Source organism: Bradyrhizobium sp. Ai1a-2, assembly GCF_000426245.1.
Lineage (GTDB): Bacteria > Pseudomonadota > Alphaproteobacteria > Rhizobiales > Xanthobacteraceae > Bradyrhizobium.
In genome coordinates, this window is sequence record NZ_AUEZ01000112.1 from 1 (window position 1) to 16,805 (window position 16,805).

Annotated in this window: 18 protein-coding genes; 10 read left to right on the forward strand and 8 right to left on the reverse strand. The window is 63.4% G+C overall.

Annotated features, from left to right (window positions below):
• The coding region (locus K288_RS0139050; protein WP_043161893.1) for a transposase at positions 1-197 on the reverse strand (197 nt) is incomplete at its 3' end.
• 199 nt (positions 198-396) lie between these two features.
• On the opposite strand from K288_RS0139050, the gene K288_RS0139055 reads away from it, so the two are divergent.
• The 3 genes from K288_RS0139055 to K288_RS0139065 all read left to right on the forward strand — a co-directional run bounded on the left by K288_RS0139055 (position 397) and on the right by K288_RS0139065 (position 3,343).
• A complete protein-coding gene (locus K288_RS0139055; RefSeq protein WP_051334986.1) occupies positions 397-1,326 on the forward strand; it encodes a cation diffusion facilitator family transporter in 930 nt (309 codons plus the stop codon).
• A 134-nt stretch (positions 1,327-1,460) separates the two neighbouring features.
• A complete protein-coding gene (gene dmeF / locus K288_RS0139060; protein ID WP_027584340.1) occupies positions 1,461-2,420 on the forward strand; it encodes a CDF family Co(II)/Ni(II) efflux transporter DmeF in 960 nt (319 codons plus the stop codon).
• Positions 2,421-2,515: 95 nt separating this feature from the next.
• On the forward strand, positions 2,516-3,343 hold the full coding sequence (locus K288_RS0139065) for an N-acyl homoserine lactonase family protein (RefSeq protein ID WP_027584341.1): 828 nt from the start codon (positions 2,516-2,518) through the stop codon (positions 3,341-3,343).
• A 107-nt stretch (positions 3,344-3,450) separates the two neighbouring features.
• Here the strand turns inward: K288_RS0139065 and K288_RS0139070 are convergent, their stop codons facing one another.
• Complete coding sequence (locus K288_RS0139070) at positions 3,451-3,867, reverse strand: RidA family protein (protein WP_043161896.1); 417 nt, start codon at positions 3,865-3,867, stop codon at positions 3,451-3,453.
• Here K288_RS0139070 and K288_RS0139075 point away from each other — a divergent pair.
• A complete protein-coding gene (locus tag K288_RS0139075) occupies positions 3,861-4,163 on the forward strand; it encodes a hypothetical protein (RefSeq protein WP_027584343.1) in 303 nt (100 codons plus the stop codon). The two genes, K288_RS0139070 and K288_RS0139075, sit on opposite strands and share 7 nt — an antisense overlap.
• A gap of 45 nt (positions 4,164-4,208) precedes the next feature.
• Positions 4,209-5,462 (forward strand): adenylate/guanylate cyclase domain-containing protein, encoded by a 1,254-nt coding sequence (locus K288_RS0139080; RefSeq protein WP_027584344.1) that lies wholly within the window; start codon positions 4,209-4,211, stop codon positions 5,460-5,462.
• 120 nt (positions 5,463-5,582) lie between these two features.
• Here the strand turns inward: K288_RS0139080 and K288_RS0139085 are convergent, their stop codons facing one another.
• The 3 genes from K288_RS0139085 to K288_RS0139095 all read right to left on the reverse strand — a co-directional run bounded on the left by K288_RS0139085 (position 5,583) and on the right by K288_RS0139095 (position 9,950).
• The gene (locus K288_RS0139085; RefSeq protein ID WP_027584345.1) at positions 5,583-6,806 is read right to left on the reverse strand and encodes a multidrug effflux MFS transporter; all 1,224 of its coding nucleotides are present in this window, start codon (positions 6,804-6,806) and stop codon (positions 5,583-5,585) included.
• A gap of 142 nt (positions 6,807-6,948) precedes the next feature.
• On the reverse strand, positions 6,949-8,193 hold the full coding sequence (locus K288_RS0139090; protein ID WP_027584346.1) for an MFS transporter: 1,245 nt from the start codon (positions 8,191-8,193) through the stop codon (positions 6,949-6,951).
• A gap of 173 nt (positions 8,194-8,366) precedes the next feature.
• On the reverse strand, positions 8,367-9,950 hold the full coding sequence (locus tag K288_RS0139095; RefSeq protein WP_027584347.1) for a porin: 1,584 nt from the start codon (positions 9,948-9,950) through the stop codon (positions 8,367-8,369).
• Positions 9,951-10,217: 267 nt separating this feature from the next.
• Here K288_RS0139095 and K288_RS0139100 point away from each other — a divergent pair, with 267 nt between their 5' ends.
• Positions 10,218-11,594 carry an Nramp family divalent metal transporter gene (locus K288_RS0139100; RefSeq protein ID WP_027584348.1) on the forward strand — a complete coding sequence of 459 codons (1,377 nt, stop codon included), beginning with the start codon at positions 10,218-10,220 and terminating at the stop codon, positions 11,592-11,594.
• Positions 11,595-11,600: 6 nt separating this feature from the next.
• Here K288_RS0139100 and K288_RS0139105 read toward each other — a convergent pair whose 3' ends face one another.
• The 3 genes from K288_RS0139105 to hemB form a co-directional block, all read right to left on the reverse strand.
• Positions 11,601-12,377 carry an arginyltransferase gene (locus K288_RS0139105; protein WP_027584349.1) on the reverse strand — a complete coding sequence of 259 codons (777 nt, stop codon included), beginning with the start codon at positions 12,375-12,377 and terminating at the stop codon, positions 11,601-11,603.
• Positions 12,378-12,465: 88 nt separating this feature from the next.
• Positions 12,466-13,011: an RDD family protein gene (locus K288_RS0139110; protein ID WP_027584350.1), complete on the reverse strand. Its 546-nt coding sequence runs from the start codon at positions 13,009-13,011 to the stop codon at positions 12,466-12,468.
• Between the two features lie 174 nt (positions 13,012-13,185).
• Entirely contained in the window at positions 13,186-14,247 is a 1,062-nt protein-coding gene (gene hemB, locus K288_RS0139115) for a porphobilinogen synthase (protein WP_027584351.1), read from the reverse strand.
• Between the two features lie 173 nt (positions 14,248-14,420).
• Here hemB and K288_RS0139125 point away from each other — a divergent pair, with 173 nt between their 5' ends.
• The 4 genes from K288_RS0139125 (at position 14,421) to K288_RS0139145 (ending at position 16,501) form a co-directional block, all read left to right on the forward strand.
• Positions 14,421-14,882 carry a DUF6163 family protein gene (locus K288_RS0139125; protein ID WP_027584352.1) on the forward strand — a complete coding sequence of 154 codons (462 nt, stop codon included), beginning with the start codon at positions 14,421-14,423 and terminating at the stop codon, positions 14,880-14,882.
• Positions 14,883-15,257: 375 nt separating this feature from the next.
• Positions 15,258-15,776 (forward strand): MarR family winged helix-turn-helix transcriptional regulator, encoded by a 519-nt coding sequence (locus K288_RS0139135; protein WP_027584353.1) that lies wholly within the window; start codon positions 15,258-15,260, stop codon positions 15,774-15,776.
• 253 nt (positions 15,777-16,029) lie between these two features.
• Positions 16,030-16,257, forward strand: coding sequence for a hypothetical protein (locus K288_RS0139140; RefSeq protein ID WP_027584354.1), 228 nt, complete (start codon positions 16,030-16,032; stop codon positions 16,255-16,257).
• Positions 16,258-16,279: 22 nt separating this feature from the next.
• Complete coding sequence (locus K288_RS0139145; RefSeq protein WP_027584355.1) at positions 16,280-16,501, forward strand: hypothetical protein; 222 nt, start codon at positions 16,280-16,282, stop codon at positions 16,499-16,501.
• Positions 16,502-16,805 lie beyond the last annotated feature (304 nt).

The following is a 16,805-nucleotide window of genomic DNA, read 5'->3' on the forward strand; positions in this document are numbered from 1 at the left end:
AGCAGCGACTGGTGCTGTGCCGCCGTGCGCGCCGGAGCCGTCCGCGCCGCCATCGGCTCCACGCTCTTGCGCTCCCCAGGCAGCATCAGCCCCGTGCAATAGTCGCGCAGCGGCCTCGTCCGCTCCGCGTGACCGATCGCGCTTCCAAGACCGGCCACATACTCCGCAAACCGTGCTTCGCTCTGATCGAGATCCATCTGGCCCTCCACGTGCCAAATATTGAATCTCTTCAATTACTTGATTCTCAGCCCCAAAAGACCGCGACCGCTTGACTCAGTAGTGTTAGCCGAAGGCGTAATCCGCCACCGTGCCGCGAGGCGGATTACGCCTTCGGCTAATCCGCCCGCTCTCAGCGCTGTGATAGTATTCGCAAATCGACGCGCTATAACCACTGCCATGGCGCATCATCATCACGATCACTCCCATGCGCACGACCATGCCGGGCACAGCCATGCCCCGGATGATTTCGGCCGGGCCTTTGCCATTGGCGCAGCGCTCAACACCGCCTTCGTGATCGCGGAGCTGGTGTTCGGCTATGCCGCCAACTCGCTGGCGTTGATCTCCGATGCCGTCCACAATCTTTCCGACGTGTTCTCGCTGCTGCTGGCTTGGGGCGCGGCGTGGCTCGCGGGAAGACGGCCGACGGAGACGCATACTTACGGCTATCGCCGCGCCTCGATCCTCGCCGCACTGTTCAATGCCGGGCTCCTGCTGGTCGCCGTTGGCGGCATCGCGGTCGAAGCGGTCAACCGGCTGCGCGAGCCGGCCGAGGTGGCGGGCTGGACGGTGGTCTGGGTCGCAGCCCTCGGCGTCCTCATCAACGGCGGCACGGCACTGTTGTTCATGCGCGGCCGGCATGGCGACCTCAACATCCGCGGCGCCTATCTGCATATGGCCGCCGATGCCAGCGTCTCGCTGGGCGTCGTCATCGCCGCCCTGGTGATCATGTCGACGGGATGGCTGTGGATCGATCCGGCCATCAGCCTTGTCATCGCGCTCGTCGTGCTGGTCAGCGGCTGGGGTCTGATGCACGACAGCGTCAATCTCGCGCTCGACGCGGTGCCGAGGGGCATCGAACTCGTCGCGGTCAAGGAGTTTCTCCGCACGCTGGACGGGGTCTCTGAAGTTCACGACCTGCACATCTGGGCGATGAGCACCAACGAGACGGCGCTGACCGTCCATCTGGTCCGCCCCGGCGGACATGATGATGCCTTCCTGCATCACGTCTGCGCCGAACTCTCGCACCGCTTCAAGATCCACCACGCGACGCTGCAGGTCGAGGCCGACGGTGCCGCCTGCAGGCTGGCGCCGGAGGAATTAGTCTAGAGCTTCGGTTCTGATTGAATCAGAACCGAAGCTCCAGATTCTTGTTTTTGACGCGTTTTCTTCACGCGAAAACGCTCTAACAGCCTTCCGTCGTTATCCCTATATTCGACGGGCAGACCATCCGGAGATGAACCATGCATTCGGATTCGATCGAGCAGTGGACCCACGATCACGTCTTCCTGGGAGCGACGCACGCCCATAACGAGCGGCGCACCTGGTTTGTCGTGGCGCTGACCACGGTCATGATGATCGGGGAGATCACGGCGGGGTGGTGGTCCGGCTCGATGGCGCTGCTCGCCGACGGCTGGCACATGGGAACGCATGCGGCGGCGCTTGGCATTGCCGGGCTGGCCTATCTGTTCGCACGGCGGCAGGTCGGCAACGCGCACTTCAGTTTCGGCACCGGCAAGTTTGGCGACCTCGCTGCCTTTGCCAGCGCGATCATCCTGGCGATGATCGCCGTGCAGGTCGCCTGGGAAAGTGTGGACCGGCTGATCCATCCGGTGTCCATTGCCTACGGGGAAGCGATCTCGGTCGCGGTGCTCGGGCTTGCCGTCAACCTCACCAGTGCCTGGCTGCTCCGCGACGACCATGACCATCATCATGGTCACGGCCATTCTCATGACCACGACGACGATCATCACCACCACCACGACAACAATCTTCGCGCGGCCTATGTCCACGTGATGGCGGATGCCGCGACCTCCGTCCTCGCCATTGCGGCGCTGCTGGTTGCAATGTCCGCGGGATGGGTCTGGGCCGATCCGGCAGTCGGGATCATCGGCAGCGCTGTCATCGCAAGCTGGGCCTATGGCCTGATCAGGGCGTCAGGTGCGATCCTGCTCGACGTCAGCGCCGACAAGAAGCTCGAGGCGGTCATCCGCGACCGGCTCGAGACCAAGGGCGACCGCGTCACCGATCTGCATCTGTGGCAGGTCGGTCCCGGGCATCGCGCGGCGGTGATCTCCGTTGTCTCTGACCATCCGCTGCCGCCCGCGACCTACAAGCGCCGCCTCGGCGGCCTGCACGGTCTTAGTCATATCACGATCGAGGTCGAGACCTGCCCGCATCGCGAGCCGGCGCACGCCGCGTGAGAGATCAAAAGACCGTCACTGGCGACGATTGCAGGCGGCGATAACGTATCATTCCCTCCTCGAACGCTGGGGGCGATCGGTCGAGGGAGGAGAACATGAAGACAACAGTCGGTCTCACGGCGGTGCTGCTGCTTGTGGCGGTTGCCAGTGCTGCGCAAGCGCAATCGGAAAAGCCTGGGGTCGAAAGGCTTTACATCCTCAATTGCGGCGAGGGGGTTGCGGGCGACATCTCGCGCTGGTCGCCGGGCGTCAACGAAGGCAAGTCGATGGACTTCGTCGACAACTGCTACCTGATCAAGCACGCGCAGGGATGGCTCCTGTGGGACACCGGCATTCCCGACGGCGTGGCCGCCATGCCCGATGGACTCGTGCCGTCAGATCCGAAAGCGGTGACCTGGCGGCGTCCCAAGACGCTGGCCGGGCAGCTTGATCAGATCGGCGTGAAGCCATCCGACATCAGGGCCATGGCGGTCTCGCACACCCATCCTGACCACATCGGCAATGTGGAGATGTTCCCGACCGCGATGCTCTATGTGCAGAAGACCGAATATGACTGGCGCGGCGCCAACAACCAGCCGCGCTTCAAAGCGGAGCATCCGGTGACAAAACTCGACGGCGACCGCGATGTGTTTGGAGACGGCAGCGTGGTTATCCTGCGGACACCTGGGCACACGCCCGGCCATCAATCGCTGCTGGTGAAGCTGCCCAAGACCGGGGCGGTTGTCCTTTCCGGCGACGCCGTTCACTTCAGGGACAATTGGGACAACCGCCGCGTGCCGTCGATGAACGTCAGCAAGGAGCAGACGACGGCCTCGATGCAGAAGATCGCGGACACGCTGACGAAAGAGAAAGCTCAACTCTGGATCAATCACGACAAGGCCCAGCGCGACAGTCTGAGGATGGCGCCGGCGTTCTATGAGTGAGCGGTTTTTGCGCTTCGGGTCAGGCGCGACAAATCCGCCTCGGCTCGTTGTCGTCCATCGGGAACAAGCTGTCGACGGGTAGCCATGTCCTGCAGAATGGTGAAGCTTTACACAGCGGCGATCGCCTCGATCTCGATCAGGAAGTCCGAACCGTAGAGCTTTGATACTTCCACTAGCGTCACCGCCGGCGCAGCTGGTGGTGTGACGGACGCAAAGAAGCGGTTGCGTGCCTCGCGGTAGCGGGCGAGGTTCTTCATGTCGGTGAGGAACACTGAAAGCTTGACGAGATTGGCGGGCGTGCAACCGCTTGAGCGAAGCGCGATCGTGAGGTTCTTAAATACCTGCTCGGCCTGGACGCCGAAATCGCCTCTGCCAACGACGGTCCCGTCGCGATCCAATGCCGTCTGGCCAGCGATGAAGATGAAGCGAGAGGCGCTGACATCGACGATCTGCGAATAGCCTGGAGGCGTTCCGAGTTCGGGCGGATTGATGCGCCGGATGGACGGAGCCGTTTCGGTTGCCATGCTCGTTTCCTCCCAAGATCGCGTTCGGCGCGATCGGACGCATCTATGGCGAGGCGGCGCGGCGGCCGATCACCGGCATCACGCTGATGGCGGGCTTTGCCTCGACGGTCGGCTGGCCCGGCGAGCACCGCGGGCAGATAATAGCTCGAGGCCCAGGCCAGCGTCTGCGTGGTGCCGAGCGCCAGAATGATCGGAAGCTGCCGGGCGCCCATCGATTCGTCGCGTTTCTGTCTTGCCTCGTTGTTCCCGCATTTGCGACTGTCATGGAAGTGTCGTCAAGTCGCGCCGGACGGTAGCCAACTGATCTTTCGCGCGACACGATTGCCCGGCATAATCTGCGCATGGAACTCACTCCGCGCCTGCGTCTGATGAACTGGTTGGTCCAGCAGGGTCTGACGGGCCTGCCCGAAAACGATCTGCTGCGTGGCTTCTGCGATCGCTGCCGTGCCGGCGGGATGCCGTTGTCGCGCGCCATCGTCTTCATCGATACGCTGCATCCGATCTTCGAGGGTCGCGGGTTCCGCTGGAACGACAGCGAGACCAACGAGAGCGATGCTTTCGAATACGGCTCGACCAGCAGCGGCGACGCCAGCCAGACCTGGCGGCGTTCGACCTTCTACCACATGCTGGAAAACGGGCAGGACGAGATGGCGATCGACCTGGCCGATTGCGCCACGCTCGATTTCTCGATGATCAACGAACTGGCGGAAAAGGGCCACAAGCATTTCGTCTCCTTCGTGCACCGGTTCGGTGAGGGCGGCACGATCGGCGAGATGGACTGCTTCTATTCCTACTGGACAACTCGCCAGTCGGAGGGGTTCGGCGAGCACCACCTGGCGGCGCTGCGCGACCTGGTGCCGGTGCTCGGGTTGGCGGTGAAGTCGGCCGCGCAGGTCGACATTGCGCGAACCTTGGGGCGCGTCTATCTGGGGCGCGAGACCGCCGAGCAGGTGATGCGCGGCCGCATCTCGCGCGGCGTCACCGAGCGTATCAAGGCGGTGCTGTGGTATTCCGACGTTCGCGGCTCGACCGCGATCAGCGAGCGCATCGGGCCCGACGAGATCATCCCGTTCCTCAATGACTACGCCCAGGCGTCGATCGACGCGATCCATGATGCCGGCGGCGAAGTGCTGAAGCTGATCGGCGACGGCGTGCTGGCGATGTTCACGCAGGAGAACGTTGCAAAACGCGCCGCACTTCGCGCCGAGCACCGCTTTCGCCGTAATTTGAACGCGCTCAACATCCGCCGCGCCAGCGAGGGGCGGCCGACCACCTCGGCCTATGTCGGGTTGCATGTCGGCGAGGTGTTCTATGGCAATATCGGCAGCGAGGACCGGCTCGATTTCACGGTGGTGGGCCCTGCGGTCAACGAAGTCAGCCGGATCGCTTCGATGTGCAGCTCGGTCGACCGGGAGCTGTTGACCTCGCAGGCCTTCCGGGATGGCCTGGATGGGGCAGGGCGGAACTATCTGGTTTCGACCGGCCGCTTTGCCCTGCGCGGAATCAGCCGGGCGCAGGATCTCTATACGCTCGATCCCGATGTGGCGGCCGACGAGGTGGTGGCTGGAAAATACGAGCGGTACCTGGCGAGCTAGTTTCGCTCTATCTGTCTATCCGTAGTCTGTAGCCCGGGTGGAGCGAAGCGTAACCCGGGGACGGTCGCAAACGCGGGGGCAAATGTCCCGGGTTGCGCTTCGCTTCACCCGGGCTACACGCTAGCTCTGTTTCGCTCGCAGCGCGTACAGGCCGACCGCCATCAGCGAGAACGCGGTCAAGACCACACCGAGCCCGAACATCGCCTCATGCGACACGTTCGCGGCGAGCCACACGCCGATCGCCGCGTTCATCATCTGCCAGAAGCCAACCAGCGCGGACGCCGCACCCGCCTTCTCGCCGAAGGGCGAGAGCGCCTGCGCCGTGCCGAGCGGATTGACAATGCCCATGCCGAGCAGAAACACGCTCATCGCAGCCAGGAACGGCAGGAAGCTCGGAGTGAAGAGCGAGACAAACAGCATGGCGCCGCCGCCGACGGCTGCCACCAATAATGCGCCCTGAAGCGAGCGGTCGAGTCCAAGGCGCGGCGCAAGTCTCGTCGCAAGCCAGCCGGAGGTGAACACGATCAGCACGGTGCCGGCGAAGAACAGGCCGAGCTGGATCGGTGAGAAATGCAGCGCCTCGATCAAGATCCGGGGCGCGGCCGAGAACATCGCAAACAGGCTTCCCATGATCAGGCTGACGGTTGCCGTCGGCACCACGAAGCGGCGATCTGCGATCAGGCCGAGATAGGTGCGGATGATGGCGAGGGGGTTGAGCGGGATCCGCGTCGAACAATGGGTCTCTCCGAGCGCGGAGCCATAGGCAACTGCGCCAAGCGCCGCAAACGCGGCGACGAGCACGAATTCCGAACGCCAGCCGAAATAGTGATCAAGCGTGCCACCGAGCAGCGGCGAGAAACCGGGCGCAGCCGCCATCGCGATCATGATCAGTGCCATCGCGCGTGCCAAGGCGGCGCCGGTGAACAGGTCGCGTGCAATGGCGCGGGACAGCACCGACGTTGCGCAGGCGCCGGCAGCCTGGACGACGCGGCCGATCAAGAGATTCGGGAGGTCTTCTGCAAGGCTGCACCAGACGCTGCCCGCAACGAACACCGCGAAACCGACCAGGACCGGCCAGCGACGACCGAAGCGGTCCGAGATCGGACCGACCACGAGTTGGCCCAGCGCGAACACGGCGAGAAAGATCGTGATGGCCGACGTGACCGCCGCGGTCGTCACATTCAGCGAGGCCGCGATCCGCGGCAGCGACGGCAGCAGGATGTTGGTGGCCAGTGTGCCGGTGGCCGCAAGCGCGGCCAGAACCGCGATCTGCAGCACGCCGGAGGACGATTCGGGGCGAGATGCGGCGGCAGCGGCGTCGAGGGTCGCAGTCTGGTCGGTCATGATGTTCCCGCTTGGATATTGGATGACGTGTATCATACAAAGCGGGAAAGACCAGCCACTAATTTAGCCGTCATGCCCAGACATCGGCCATGACGCAAGACATTCTCCGATCGCGGATGAAATCAGTTGAATCCTTCTCTCATCAACATGCCGCCGGTTCGCTGACCATGTCGGGTTGCTTGACGAGGGAGACTGCCGGCGACAGCAGGATCACCAGCGCCTGCGCGCCGAAGATTGCTGCGGCGAGGTAGAGGCAGGTCTCTGCGCCGAACAGCCCGCCGACGATCGCGCCCAGTGCGGAGCCGAGCGGGCGGGCGCCGTGGCTCATGATGTTGATGGCGGAGACGCGGCCGAGCAGCGATGGCGGCGTCACCGATTGGCGGAGCGTTGTCGTCGAGATCACCCACAGGATCGGACCGACGCCGAGCAGGAAGAAGCTTAGGCCCGCAAGCAGCGGCGTGGGGACGATCGTTGTCAGCGCCATGATGGTAGAGGCGATGAAGCCGGTCACCGGGCCAAGCCCGATCACGGTGCCGAACGGAAGGCGCCGCATCACCCGTGTCGCCGCGAGCGCGCCGACCACCATGCCGACACCGTACATCGCAAGCGTGGTGCCGACGCCGGTCGCCGAAAGGCCGAGATGGCGGACCGCGTAAGGCACGAACACCGCGAGCAGCAGGAAGGAGGCGGTGTTGAAGATGAACTGGGTGATGAACACCGGCCGCAGCAACTCATGACGGAACACGAAGACGGCGCCTTCCTTGATCTCCAGCAGCGGATGTCGGCGCGGCGCCGGCGCGCGGACCGGCTCATGGATGCCGGCCAGCAGCACCACGGCGATCACGGACAGTGCGGCGGCGAACCCGAAGGCGGGCGCAGCGCCGAGCCATCCGACCAATACGCCGCCGAGCGCAGGCCCGCTGGCGAATGCGACGGTGCGGGCGAGTTCGATCCGCGCATTCGCCGTCGGCAATTGATCTGGCGTCACCAGCGACGGCACCAGCGCCGGCGCGGCGACGCTGTAGGCGACCGTCCCGCACACGGCGATGAAGCCGAGCACCGAAAGCAGCGGCAGCGTCAACAGGCCGAGCCAGATCAGGAGCAGCGTTGCAGCAAGTGCCGCCGCGCGCAACGCTTCGGATCCCGCCATCAGGACGCGCCGCGAGAAGCGGTCGGCAAGCAGGCCTGCGGGAATCGCGAACAGGATGAACGGCAGCGTCAGCGCGGTCTGCAGCAGGCCGGTCTGGCCCTCGCCGACGCCGAGCAGGAGCACCGCGACGATGGGAGCGGCCGCCAGCGCGATCTGCTCGGCCGACTGTGCCGCAAGGTTCGACCAGGCCAGACGGCCGAAGGTCGGGGGCAGGTGAGGGGCCTTGAGGGCGGACATGGCAGAACTTCCTCGGAATGTCGTTTGTCGACATTGTCTGACCCGAGGACGGCCAAACCCACCCGCTTTCCGACAACTCAGTCGCGACGCTTTCTCCAGATGAGAAAGCTCGCGGTCTACCGTGGGCGGCGTTCGCCCACGGTAAGGATCAATAGCTCGTCGTTCTCGGTCGGTCAGAAGTTCCGCTGGGCACGAAGCTGCAGGTGGAACGCGTCCTGATCGCTGAACTCATAGCGCGTGGTCGGCTTGGGGGCCGAAGCTCCGAGGACGGCGGTGCCCTGGAATTTCTGGTCGAGGTGGAACCACATGAATTCGGCCGAGAAGGTCAGGTTCTTGACCGGGGTCCAGCGGGTGATGACACCAAGCTGCGAAAAGTTGAAGTCGGGGTTGCAGCTGTAGTCCGCGCTGACTGCCTTGGCGGGGGTGGTGTAGTTCGCGCACATGAAGGCCTTGGCTGCGCCGTCGTAGCGGACGGCCACATACGAACCGAACAGGCTCGACGACCAATATGGGTCCCAATTATGGTTGAATGCACCGCGGACGCCAAAGGCCTCGGTCAGATGCAGCGAGCCGTCGCCGCCGGCTGCGACCGGCAGATAGACGGCGTCCGTCGTCGCGCCGAACCCGATGCTCTGATAGGCGCCGGGCGCGCTGGTGCCGCCGAACATCGCAAAGCTCGGCGAGGTTGAAGCCGACGAGATGATGTACTTCGTCGCGCCCTTGGAATAGCTCGCGTCCATCTTGATGTCGTCGCCGGCGCCAGTCGGGATGTTCTTGATCTGCAACGCCGCCATCACCGCGCCGCCCCACGACGTGTCGGGATGTCCGGAAAGCTCGGATGCTCCGATCGGCGCCGCGCCTGGCAGGCCGACAGCGCCCGCCGGCGCTCCAGCGGCGTTCAGGACGTTGTAGGACGCGTTGACTTCATGCGCTGCGGCCGAAAGCTGGAACAGACCCCAGGCCTGGTCGATGCGGATGTTGCCGACGACATCGGGCGCATGGACGCCGGCATAAGCGTTGCCCGTGTTCAGCGTAGCGTTCAGCGGCAGCGACAGGTTGTAGACGTTGGTGCGGTCCCATACTGTTGGATCGTCGAGGCCGATGGTGCCGGTTATTCCGTTGCCGAAATCCGCGGTGTACTGGATGTTGTTGACGCCGGTATCATTGTTCTGGCCGCCGAGCAGGAAGTCCGAGATGTTGCCCGGGAAGCCCTGCCAAGGCGACGAGTAGGCAGACGCCGACTGACCGAAGGTGAAGCCTGCGAACTGGATAAAGAGGAACTGGATGGTGGCAACGCCGCCGCCGGGAGTGTCGAGCAACTGCGAGCCTGCGACCGGAAGCGAGCCGTTGATCGAGTTCGGGTTGAAGGTGTTGTTGCCGAGCGTAGAGAACTGAAAGCGGCCCTGCCCGAAGGTACGGACCACGCCATAGTCGGTCGCGGTGCGGGTATCGATCGACAACAGCATACGGGAGCGGGCGGCGAAGTAGTCGAAGTAGCGGTTACGCTGGCCTGCGTCGCCGTTCCATGCTGGCGCGCCCTGCACTCCGCCATCGAATGTGGCGTCGACGCGAAGGTAGCCGCCGATCTTCATGCAGGTGTCGGTACCGGGGATGAAGAAGAAGCCGGCACCGTAAGCCGAGCAGATCTTCATATATTCGATCGGCTTCGCCTTGATCGGAAGATCCGCCGCATACGCACCACTGGTGGCCATCAGACCCGCGGCCGTGCCGAGGATCAAGGTTCTCATTGTCGCCATTACTGGCCTCCGCTGTGAAATGTGCGCCCCATACCACGCGGCGAGCCGTAGCGCGGGACTTTATGTCGCAGTGTGACAACCGCATGTAGTCGTGTGACGACCGCGTTATCCGGCGCCGGTTCGTACGTGAGTGTGACTTCACCGCAACGCAGCGAGCGCGCGTCCCCAAGCGGCGCTGCGACCCTCACAGAATGGTGCTCCGCCGACCTTGCCAGATGCAGTTGCAAATGAGTTGCAACAAAAACTGTTTTCCGGCATTCTGGCATCATGGATGCCCGAACGCCCCGATTGATCCCCGACACCGTTCCGCAGGTGCTGCCGACCTCCACCGGATGGCGCGCCGACGCGCCGGATACCCGCAGCCTCCCCGAGGTGAATTCGACGGTGGAGATTCCGAAGGCGGGCCGGTGGTGGCGCCGGCTGCTCGCCTTTGCCGGACCGGGCTATCTCGTGTCGGTCGGCTACATGGATCCAGGCAACTGGGCGACCGACATCGCGGGTGGCTCGAAGTTCGGCTACACGCTGCTTTCGGTCATCCTGCTGTCCAACCTGATGGCGATCCTTTTGCAGGCGCTCGCCGCCCGGCTCGGCATCGTCACCGATCGCGATCTGGCGCAGGCCTGCCGGGCGACCTATTCGCGCCCGGTGAACCTTCTGCTGTGGGTCGCCTGCGAAGCTGCGATCATCGCCTGCGACCTGGCGGAGGTGATCGGCACGGCGATCGCGCTGAAGCTCCTGTTCGGCATTCCCCTGATCGGCGGCGCGCTGATCACCGCGCTCGATGCCTTCCTGCTGCTGCTCCTGATGAACCGCGGCTTCCGCTTCCTGGAGGCCTTCGTGATCGCGCTCCTGGTGGTGATCGCGACCTGCTTTGCGATTCAGGTCACCGCTGCGGCACCGCCGGTTGCCGCGCTGCTGCGCGGCTTTGCGCCGTCGAGCGAGATCTTCACCAATCCCGAGATGCTCTACATCGCGATCGGCATCATCGGCGCGACCGTGATGCCGCATAATCTGTATCTGCATTCGTCGATCGTGCAGACCCGCGCCTATGAGCGCACCGAAGAGGGGCGGCGGGACGCGATCAAATGGGCGACGACCGACTCCACGATCGCGCTGATGCTGGCGCTGTTCATCAATGCCGCGATCCTGGTGGTCGCGGCCGCGACCTTCCACAGCAGTGGCCATTCCGATGTCGCGGATATCAGCCAGGCCTTCGAACTGCTGTCGCCGCTGCTCGGGCTCAGCATCGCCTCGACGCTGTTCGCGGTGGCGCTGCTCGCCTCCGGCCTCAACTCGACGGTGACGGCGACGCTGGCCGGCCAGATCGTGATGGAAGGCTTTCTCCACCTGCGGCTGCCGAGCTGGGCGCGGCGGCTGCTGACGCGCGGCATCGCGATCGTTCCCGTCGTGGTCGTCACCGCGCTTTACGGCGAGCGCGGCACCGCCGACCTCCTGGTGTTCAGCCAGGTCGTGCTCTCGATGCAGCTTCCGTTCGCGGTCATCCCGCTGGTGCGGTTCGTGTCCGACCGGCGCAAGATGGGCAAGTTCGCGATCTCGACAGCAGTCGCCGCGATCGCCTGGTTCGTGGCTGGTGTCATCGTCATCCTGAACCTGAAGCTGCTGTTCGACACGCTCTTCAGCTGAGGGCGATCAGTCCTGCGGCTCCGAGGCCATGTCGCCGGCTGCTTCCACCCGGAGCCAGCCGCTCGGCGCGAGGCGCTGCTGCGGCAGGAAGCGCGCCTTGTAGTCCATCTTCTTGGAGCCATCGATCCAGTAGCCGAGATAGACGTAGGGCAGTCCGAGCCGGCGCGCGCGGGCGATGTGGTCCAGGATCATGAAGGTGCCGAGCGAGCGGTTGTCGAGCGAGGGCTCGAAGAATGAATAGACCATCGACAAGCCGTCGCTCAGCACGTCCGTCAGCGCCACCGCGATCAGTTCCTCGCCACGACCGGTGATGCCGCTATCGATGCCGCGCTTGCGATATTCGATGATGCGGGTCTCGACATGGCTGTCCTCCACCATCATCGCGTAATCGAGCACGGTCATATCCGCCATTCCGCCATGGCGATGGCGCCTGTCGAGATAGGCACGGAACACGGAATATTGCTCGGAGGTCGGCACCGCGGAACGCTGCTCGCCGACGAGGTCGGCATTGCGGGCCATCACCTTGCGGAAGCTGCGCGACAGGCGGAACTCGTTGGCGATCACCCGCACGGAGACGCAGGCGCGGCACTGGTCGCAGGCCGGGCGGTAGGCGATCGACTGGCTACGGCGGAAGCCGCCATGGGTGAGCAGATCGTTGAGATCGCCCGCTTTGTCGCCGACCAGATGCGTGAACACCTTGCGCTCATGGCGACCTGGCAAATAGGGGCAGGGCGACGGCGCCGTCAGATAAAACTGCGGAGTATCACGCGAATGCTGGGTCACGACAGGTCGTCAGGCCTCCGAAACAGCCCCCCAGCATCGCGCCCCGGAGGCTAGCGGTCAATCACCTTGCTGGGCTCAATTGGCCGGCTCAATAAGTGTGCGCTGCGGATGCCGCGTGAGTGCGGACCGAGCTGTTGATGATAACGGTTCCGAGCACGATGTCATGCAGCAACCGCCGGCGGCTGTTGAAGAGGCCGAACAACAGCACGAGCGGCGAAAGGAACGAGACCGACAGCCAGAACAGCACGGCATGCATGGCGCCGAGCACGAAATAGCCTGGTGCCCCGTACCAGGTGCGCAACTCCAGATCCATCATCCGCATTCCGACCGTCGCCGAAGAGGGACCGCCGATCGACGCGCCGTAATAAACGATCGCCCAGACGATCGTGGCCGGCCACGCCAGCCAGAACAGCGCCCAGCCGAGGCCGAGGGTGATCAGGCCGAACACGGCGATGAAAATATACCCAAGGATGACGGGAACCGAAAGCACAACCAGGTCGATCAGGAAGGCAAACATCCGCCGGGTCAGCACGCCGCGAAACAGTTCCGGCTCCAATTGCGGATCGAACGCGTGCGGCGGCACGCCGCCGTCGTTACGCCAGGCACCGTAGTTACCCGAACCGTCGTAAGACATAATCTCCCTCCCGACTGGGACCCTATCCCGAGCAGCACATGGGAACGGGCTGCCCGGGTGCCAAGGCCCCGGAACCATTAGCGAACGAAAATATTCCGGCGATTCGGAGGCTATGGCGAGTGGGGAATGGCGAATGGCGAGTTAAGGAAACCTCCATTCGTTACTCGCCATTCGCTATTCACGCTCCCGCAGCTTCTCCGCCGCTTGCGGTGCGAAATACGTCAGGATGCCGTCGGCGCCGGCGCGCTTGAAGCCGACCAGGCTCTCCATCATCGCGCGCTCGCCGTCGATCCAGCCATTGCGCGCGGCGCCCGCGATCATCGCGTATTCGCCGGACACCTGGTAGACGAAGGTCGGCATCGCAAAGGTGTCCTTCACCCGGCGCACGATGTCGAGATAGGGCATGCCAGGCTTCACCATCACCATGTCGGCGCCTTCGGCGATATCGAGTTCGACCTCGCGCAGCGCCTCGTCCGAATTGGCGCTGTCCATCTGGTAGGTGCGCTTGTCACCGGTCAGCGTCTTGGCCGAGCCGATGGCATCGCGGAACGGGCCGTAGAAGGCGGAGGCGTATTTCGCCGCGTAGGCCATGATCTGCACGTCGCCAAAACTCTCGGCGTCGAGCGCTTCGCGGATGGCGCCGACGCGTCCATCCATCATGTCCGACGGCGCGATGATGTCGCAGCCGGCCTCGGCCTGCACCAGTGCCTGCTTCACCAGCACTGCCACCGTCTCGTCGTTGAGGATCCTGCCGTCTTCGATCAGCCCGTCATGGCCGTGGCTGGTGAAGGGGTCGAGTGCGACGTCGCAGAGCACGCCGATGTCCGGGAACTCCTTCTTGATCGCGCGCACGGATTGGCAGACGAGATTGTCGGGATTGAGTGCCTCCGAGCCCTGCTCGTCGCGGAGCGACGCCTCGGTGTAGGGAAACAGCGCGATGCAGGGGATGTTGAGCTTGGCGGCGCGCTCGGCATCGCGAACCGCCTGGTCGACACTGAGTCTGTCCACGCCCGGCATCGAGGCGACCGGGGTGCGGACATTGTGGCCGTCAACGACGAACAAGGGCCAGATCAGGTCGTCGGTGGTCAGCACGTTTTCGCGCACCAGCCGCCTGGCCCATTCCGCCTTGCGGTTGCGGCGCGGCCGTATGGTCAAATCCAGCGGCGGGGAGGCGAGGGCGGTCTGCCGCTTTGGCGCATCGCGCAGTTCGATCGGGCGCCCGAATTTGATCGCCATGGGCTTGTTCTCCTAACACGGCAGGCTGATTTCGATTTGATCTAATTCTGGCATCCTCGTCCAGCAACGTCACGGCGCCGTTGATTTGCCGCAACTGCAATTGATTTTGTGGCTCCGCCGGGCCAAGACTGCGCCGATGACCAATTTCTTCGCTTCCACGGACAAATTCACCGATGTCTGACACCTCCGCGCGCGACCAACCGCGGGACAATGCGATATCGGTTGTGGCCCTGTCGTCGGACCGGATTGCGCGGGACGAGAATGTATGGACCCGGCGGCTCGTGTTCTTCCTCCGCATCATGGCGGTGGTCTCGATCGCCAAGGGCCTCTACCACTGGGCGCAGGTGACGGGATTCGCCGGCACCGAGGAGGAGGCCTTCGAGAACCAGTCGATGGCCTGGCAGACCGCGACGGTCTACTTCGCCGTCATCGAGCTCGTCGCCGCCGTCGGGCTGTGGCTCGCCACACCCTGGGGCGCGGTGGTGTGGCTGACCACCGTCGTCTCGATGGCGGTGATCGAATTGATGTTTCCGACCATCTACGGCGGCAGCCTGATGGTCGTGGCGTTCGAAGCGCTGATGCTCGGCGGCTATCTTGCGCTCGCCTGGATGGCCGCACGCGAACGGCCGCCATAGCGCGCATCAATGGGTGCGCATGCGGGAAGCGCGACCTGTGCCGCAAAAATTTTCAGAAAATCTTCGGGTAACCTTTCGCTCACCGTAAAGGGTTCCCTCATATCTATTACGCGGTCGTTTCGAATTTGAGCGAAGCTGTTTCCGATTGTGACAGGGCATGCAGACGAAGCGTGAACAGGAGCGCTCCACCGTCAATGAAGAGTTGCGAAAAGCCCTTGATTGACGGGCTTAATCCGCGATTCACTGTCTTAAATTCATGATCTCTTTATTGTCTTATTTAAGCTGATGTTCAAACGGCCCCCTTAAGTTGAACCTATCAGGCGGGACACAAGTTTCGTCGAATAAGTCGATAAAAACGACAACAGGGGAAGTGTCATGATCAAAGCCGTTGCCTCAACGGCGGTGGAAACCGCTGATCGCGCCGCCGGCCAGCCGACGGTGCAGTCGCTCTATCTCGAAGCCCTTACGCTGGTGGAGCGGCTGCATCGCCGGTTGCTCGACGTCATCAAGGACGAATTCGACCGCCGCGGGCGCGCCGACATCAACTCGGTGCAGGCGCTGTTGCTCTATAATATCGGCGACAAGGAATTGACCGCGGGCGAGTTGCGCACGCGTGGCTACTATCTCGGCTCCAACGTCTCCTACAATCTGAAGAAGCTCGTCGAGCTCGGCTTCCTCGATCACCAGCGTTCGCGTGTCGATCGCCGCTCGGTGCGCATTCGCCTGACGCCGCAGGGCCAGGAGATCCGCCGTATCGTCGAGGCGCTCTACCAGAAGCACGTCAAGACCGTGGAGCAGGTTGGCGGCATCTCGAACGAAGAGTTCGCGACGCTGAACAAGTCGCTGCACCGGCTCGAGCGGTTCTGGACCGACCAGATCCTCTATCGTCTCTGACGCCTCCAAGTCTTCACGCCTCCAAGACTTCGCACTTCCAGGACTTCGACACCTTCAAGACTTCGACACCTCCAAGACTTCGCCAGAGCGGCCAAGCCAGCCCGATAGAAGACCGGCACGCCGTCATCCTCCAGCAAAGCGCATCGACCGTGCCCGGTTCGGTGCGCTTTGCTTTTTGGCACCGCAAAAAGAGTTTCGCGGAACAGGGAACCAGTTGCGTCCTCGCGCTTTATTGTGGGCTACGGAGAGCGAGATGCTGGTCGAGCGCGGAACGTGGGCGATGAATGTCGAAGTGGTTGGCGAGGCCTACGCCATCGCCTCCAACTATCTGCGCAGGACCGGCACCATTCCGGACAGCTATGCTACCAACGAGCAATTGCTCACGATCATCGTGCAGATGTTCCGGCGCGGCGAAACCAACAAGATCAAGCTCGCCAACAAGGCGATCGCCGAGTTCGAAGCAGCACAGCTCGTGATCTGATCATTCCCAATCGGAGAAAGTGATGGAAGCCGCGATCGATCGCATCATGCACACCTATGACCTGCTCGCGAACCGCACCGCCGCGGCAAGCGAGGAGGCGCGGGCGAAGGTGACGGAATATGTCCGCACCTTGTTCGAAGCGGGCGAGAAAGACACGCACCGGTTGACGGTGTGCGGATTGACCTATCTGCGCCAACTCGATGGTTCTGCCGATCAGGTGAAGGCGGGCTATACGGGGCTGTAGCGTAGCGCGCCGCGTAAGTCTGATTCAAATTTCAAACAGCCTGTAGGATGGGTAGAGCGCAGCGAAACCCATCGCGATGGAGCGGGCGGCGCGAATGATGGGTTTCGCTTCGCTCTACCCATCCTACGTCGGATTCAAGCAACGGATGTGAGTGCGCATTCTCGCGGCGCTTTGCGCCCGAGCTTTGCTTTACTTTCCGCCCTCCTCGAAATCAGAGGGCGCAGGGAAAGCCGGGTGCTGGTTGCACCCGTGGGTCCCGTGCAACAAAAAGCACGGGGGTAGGACCACAGGTTCAACCGAAGCA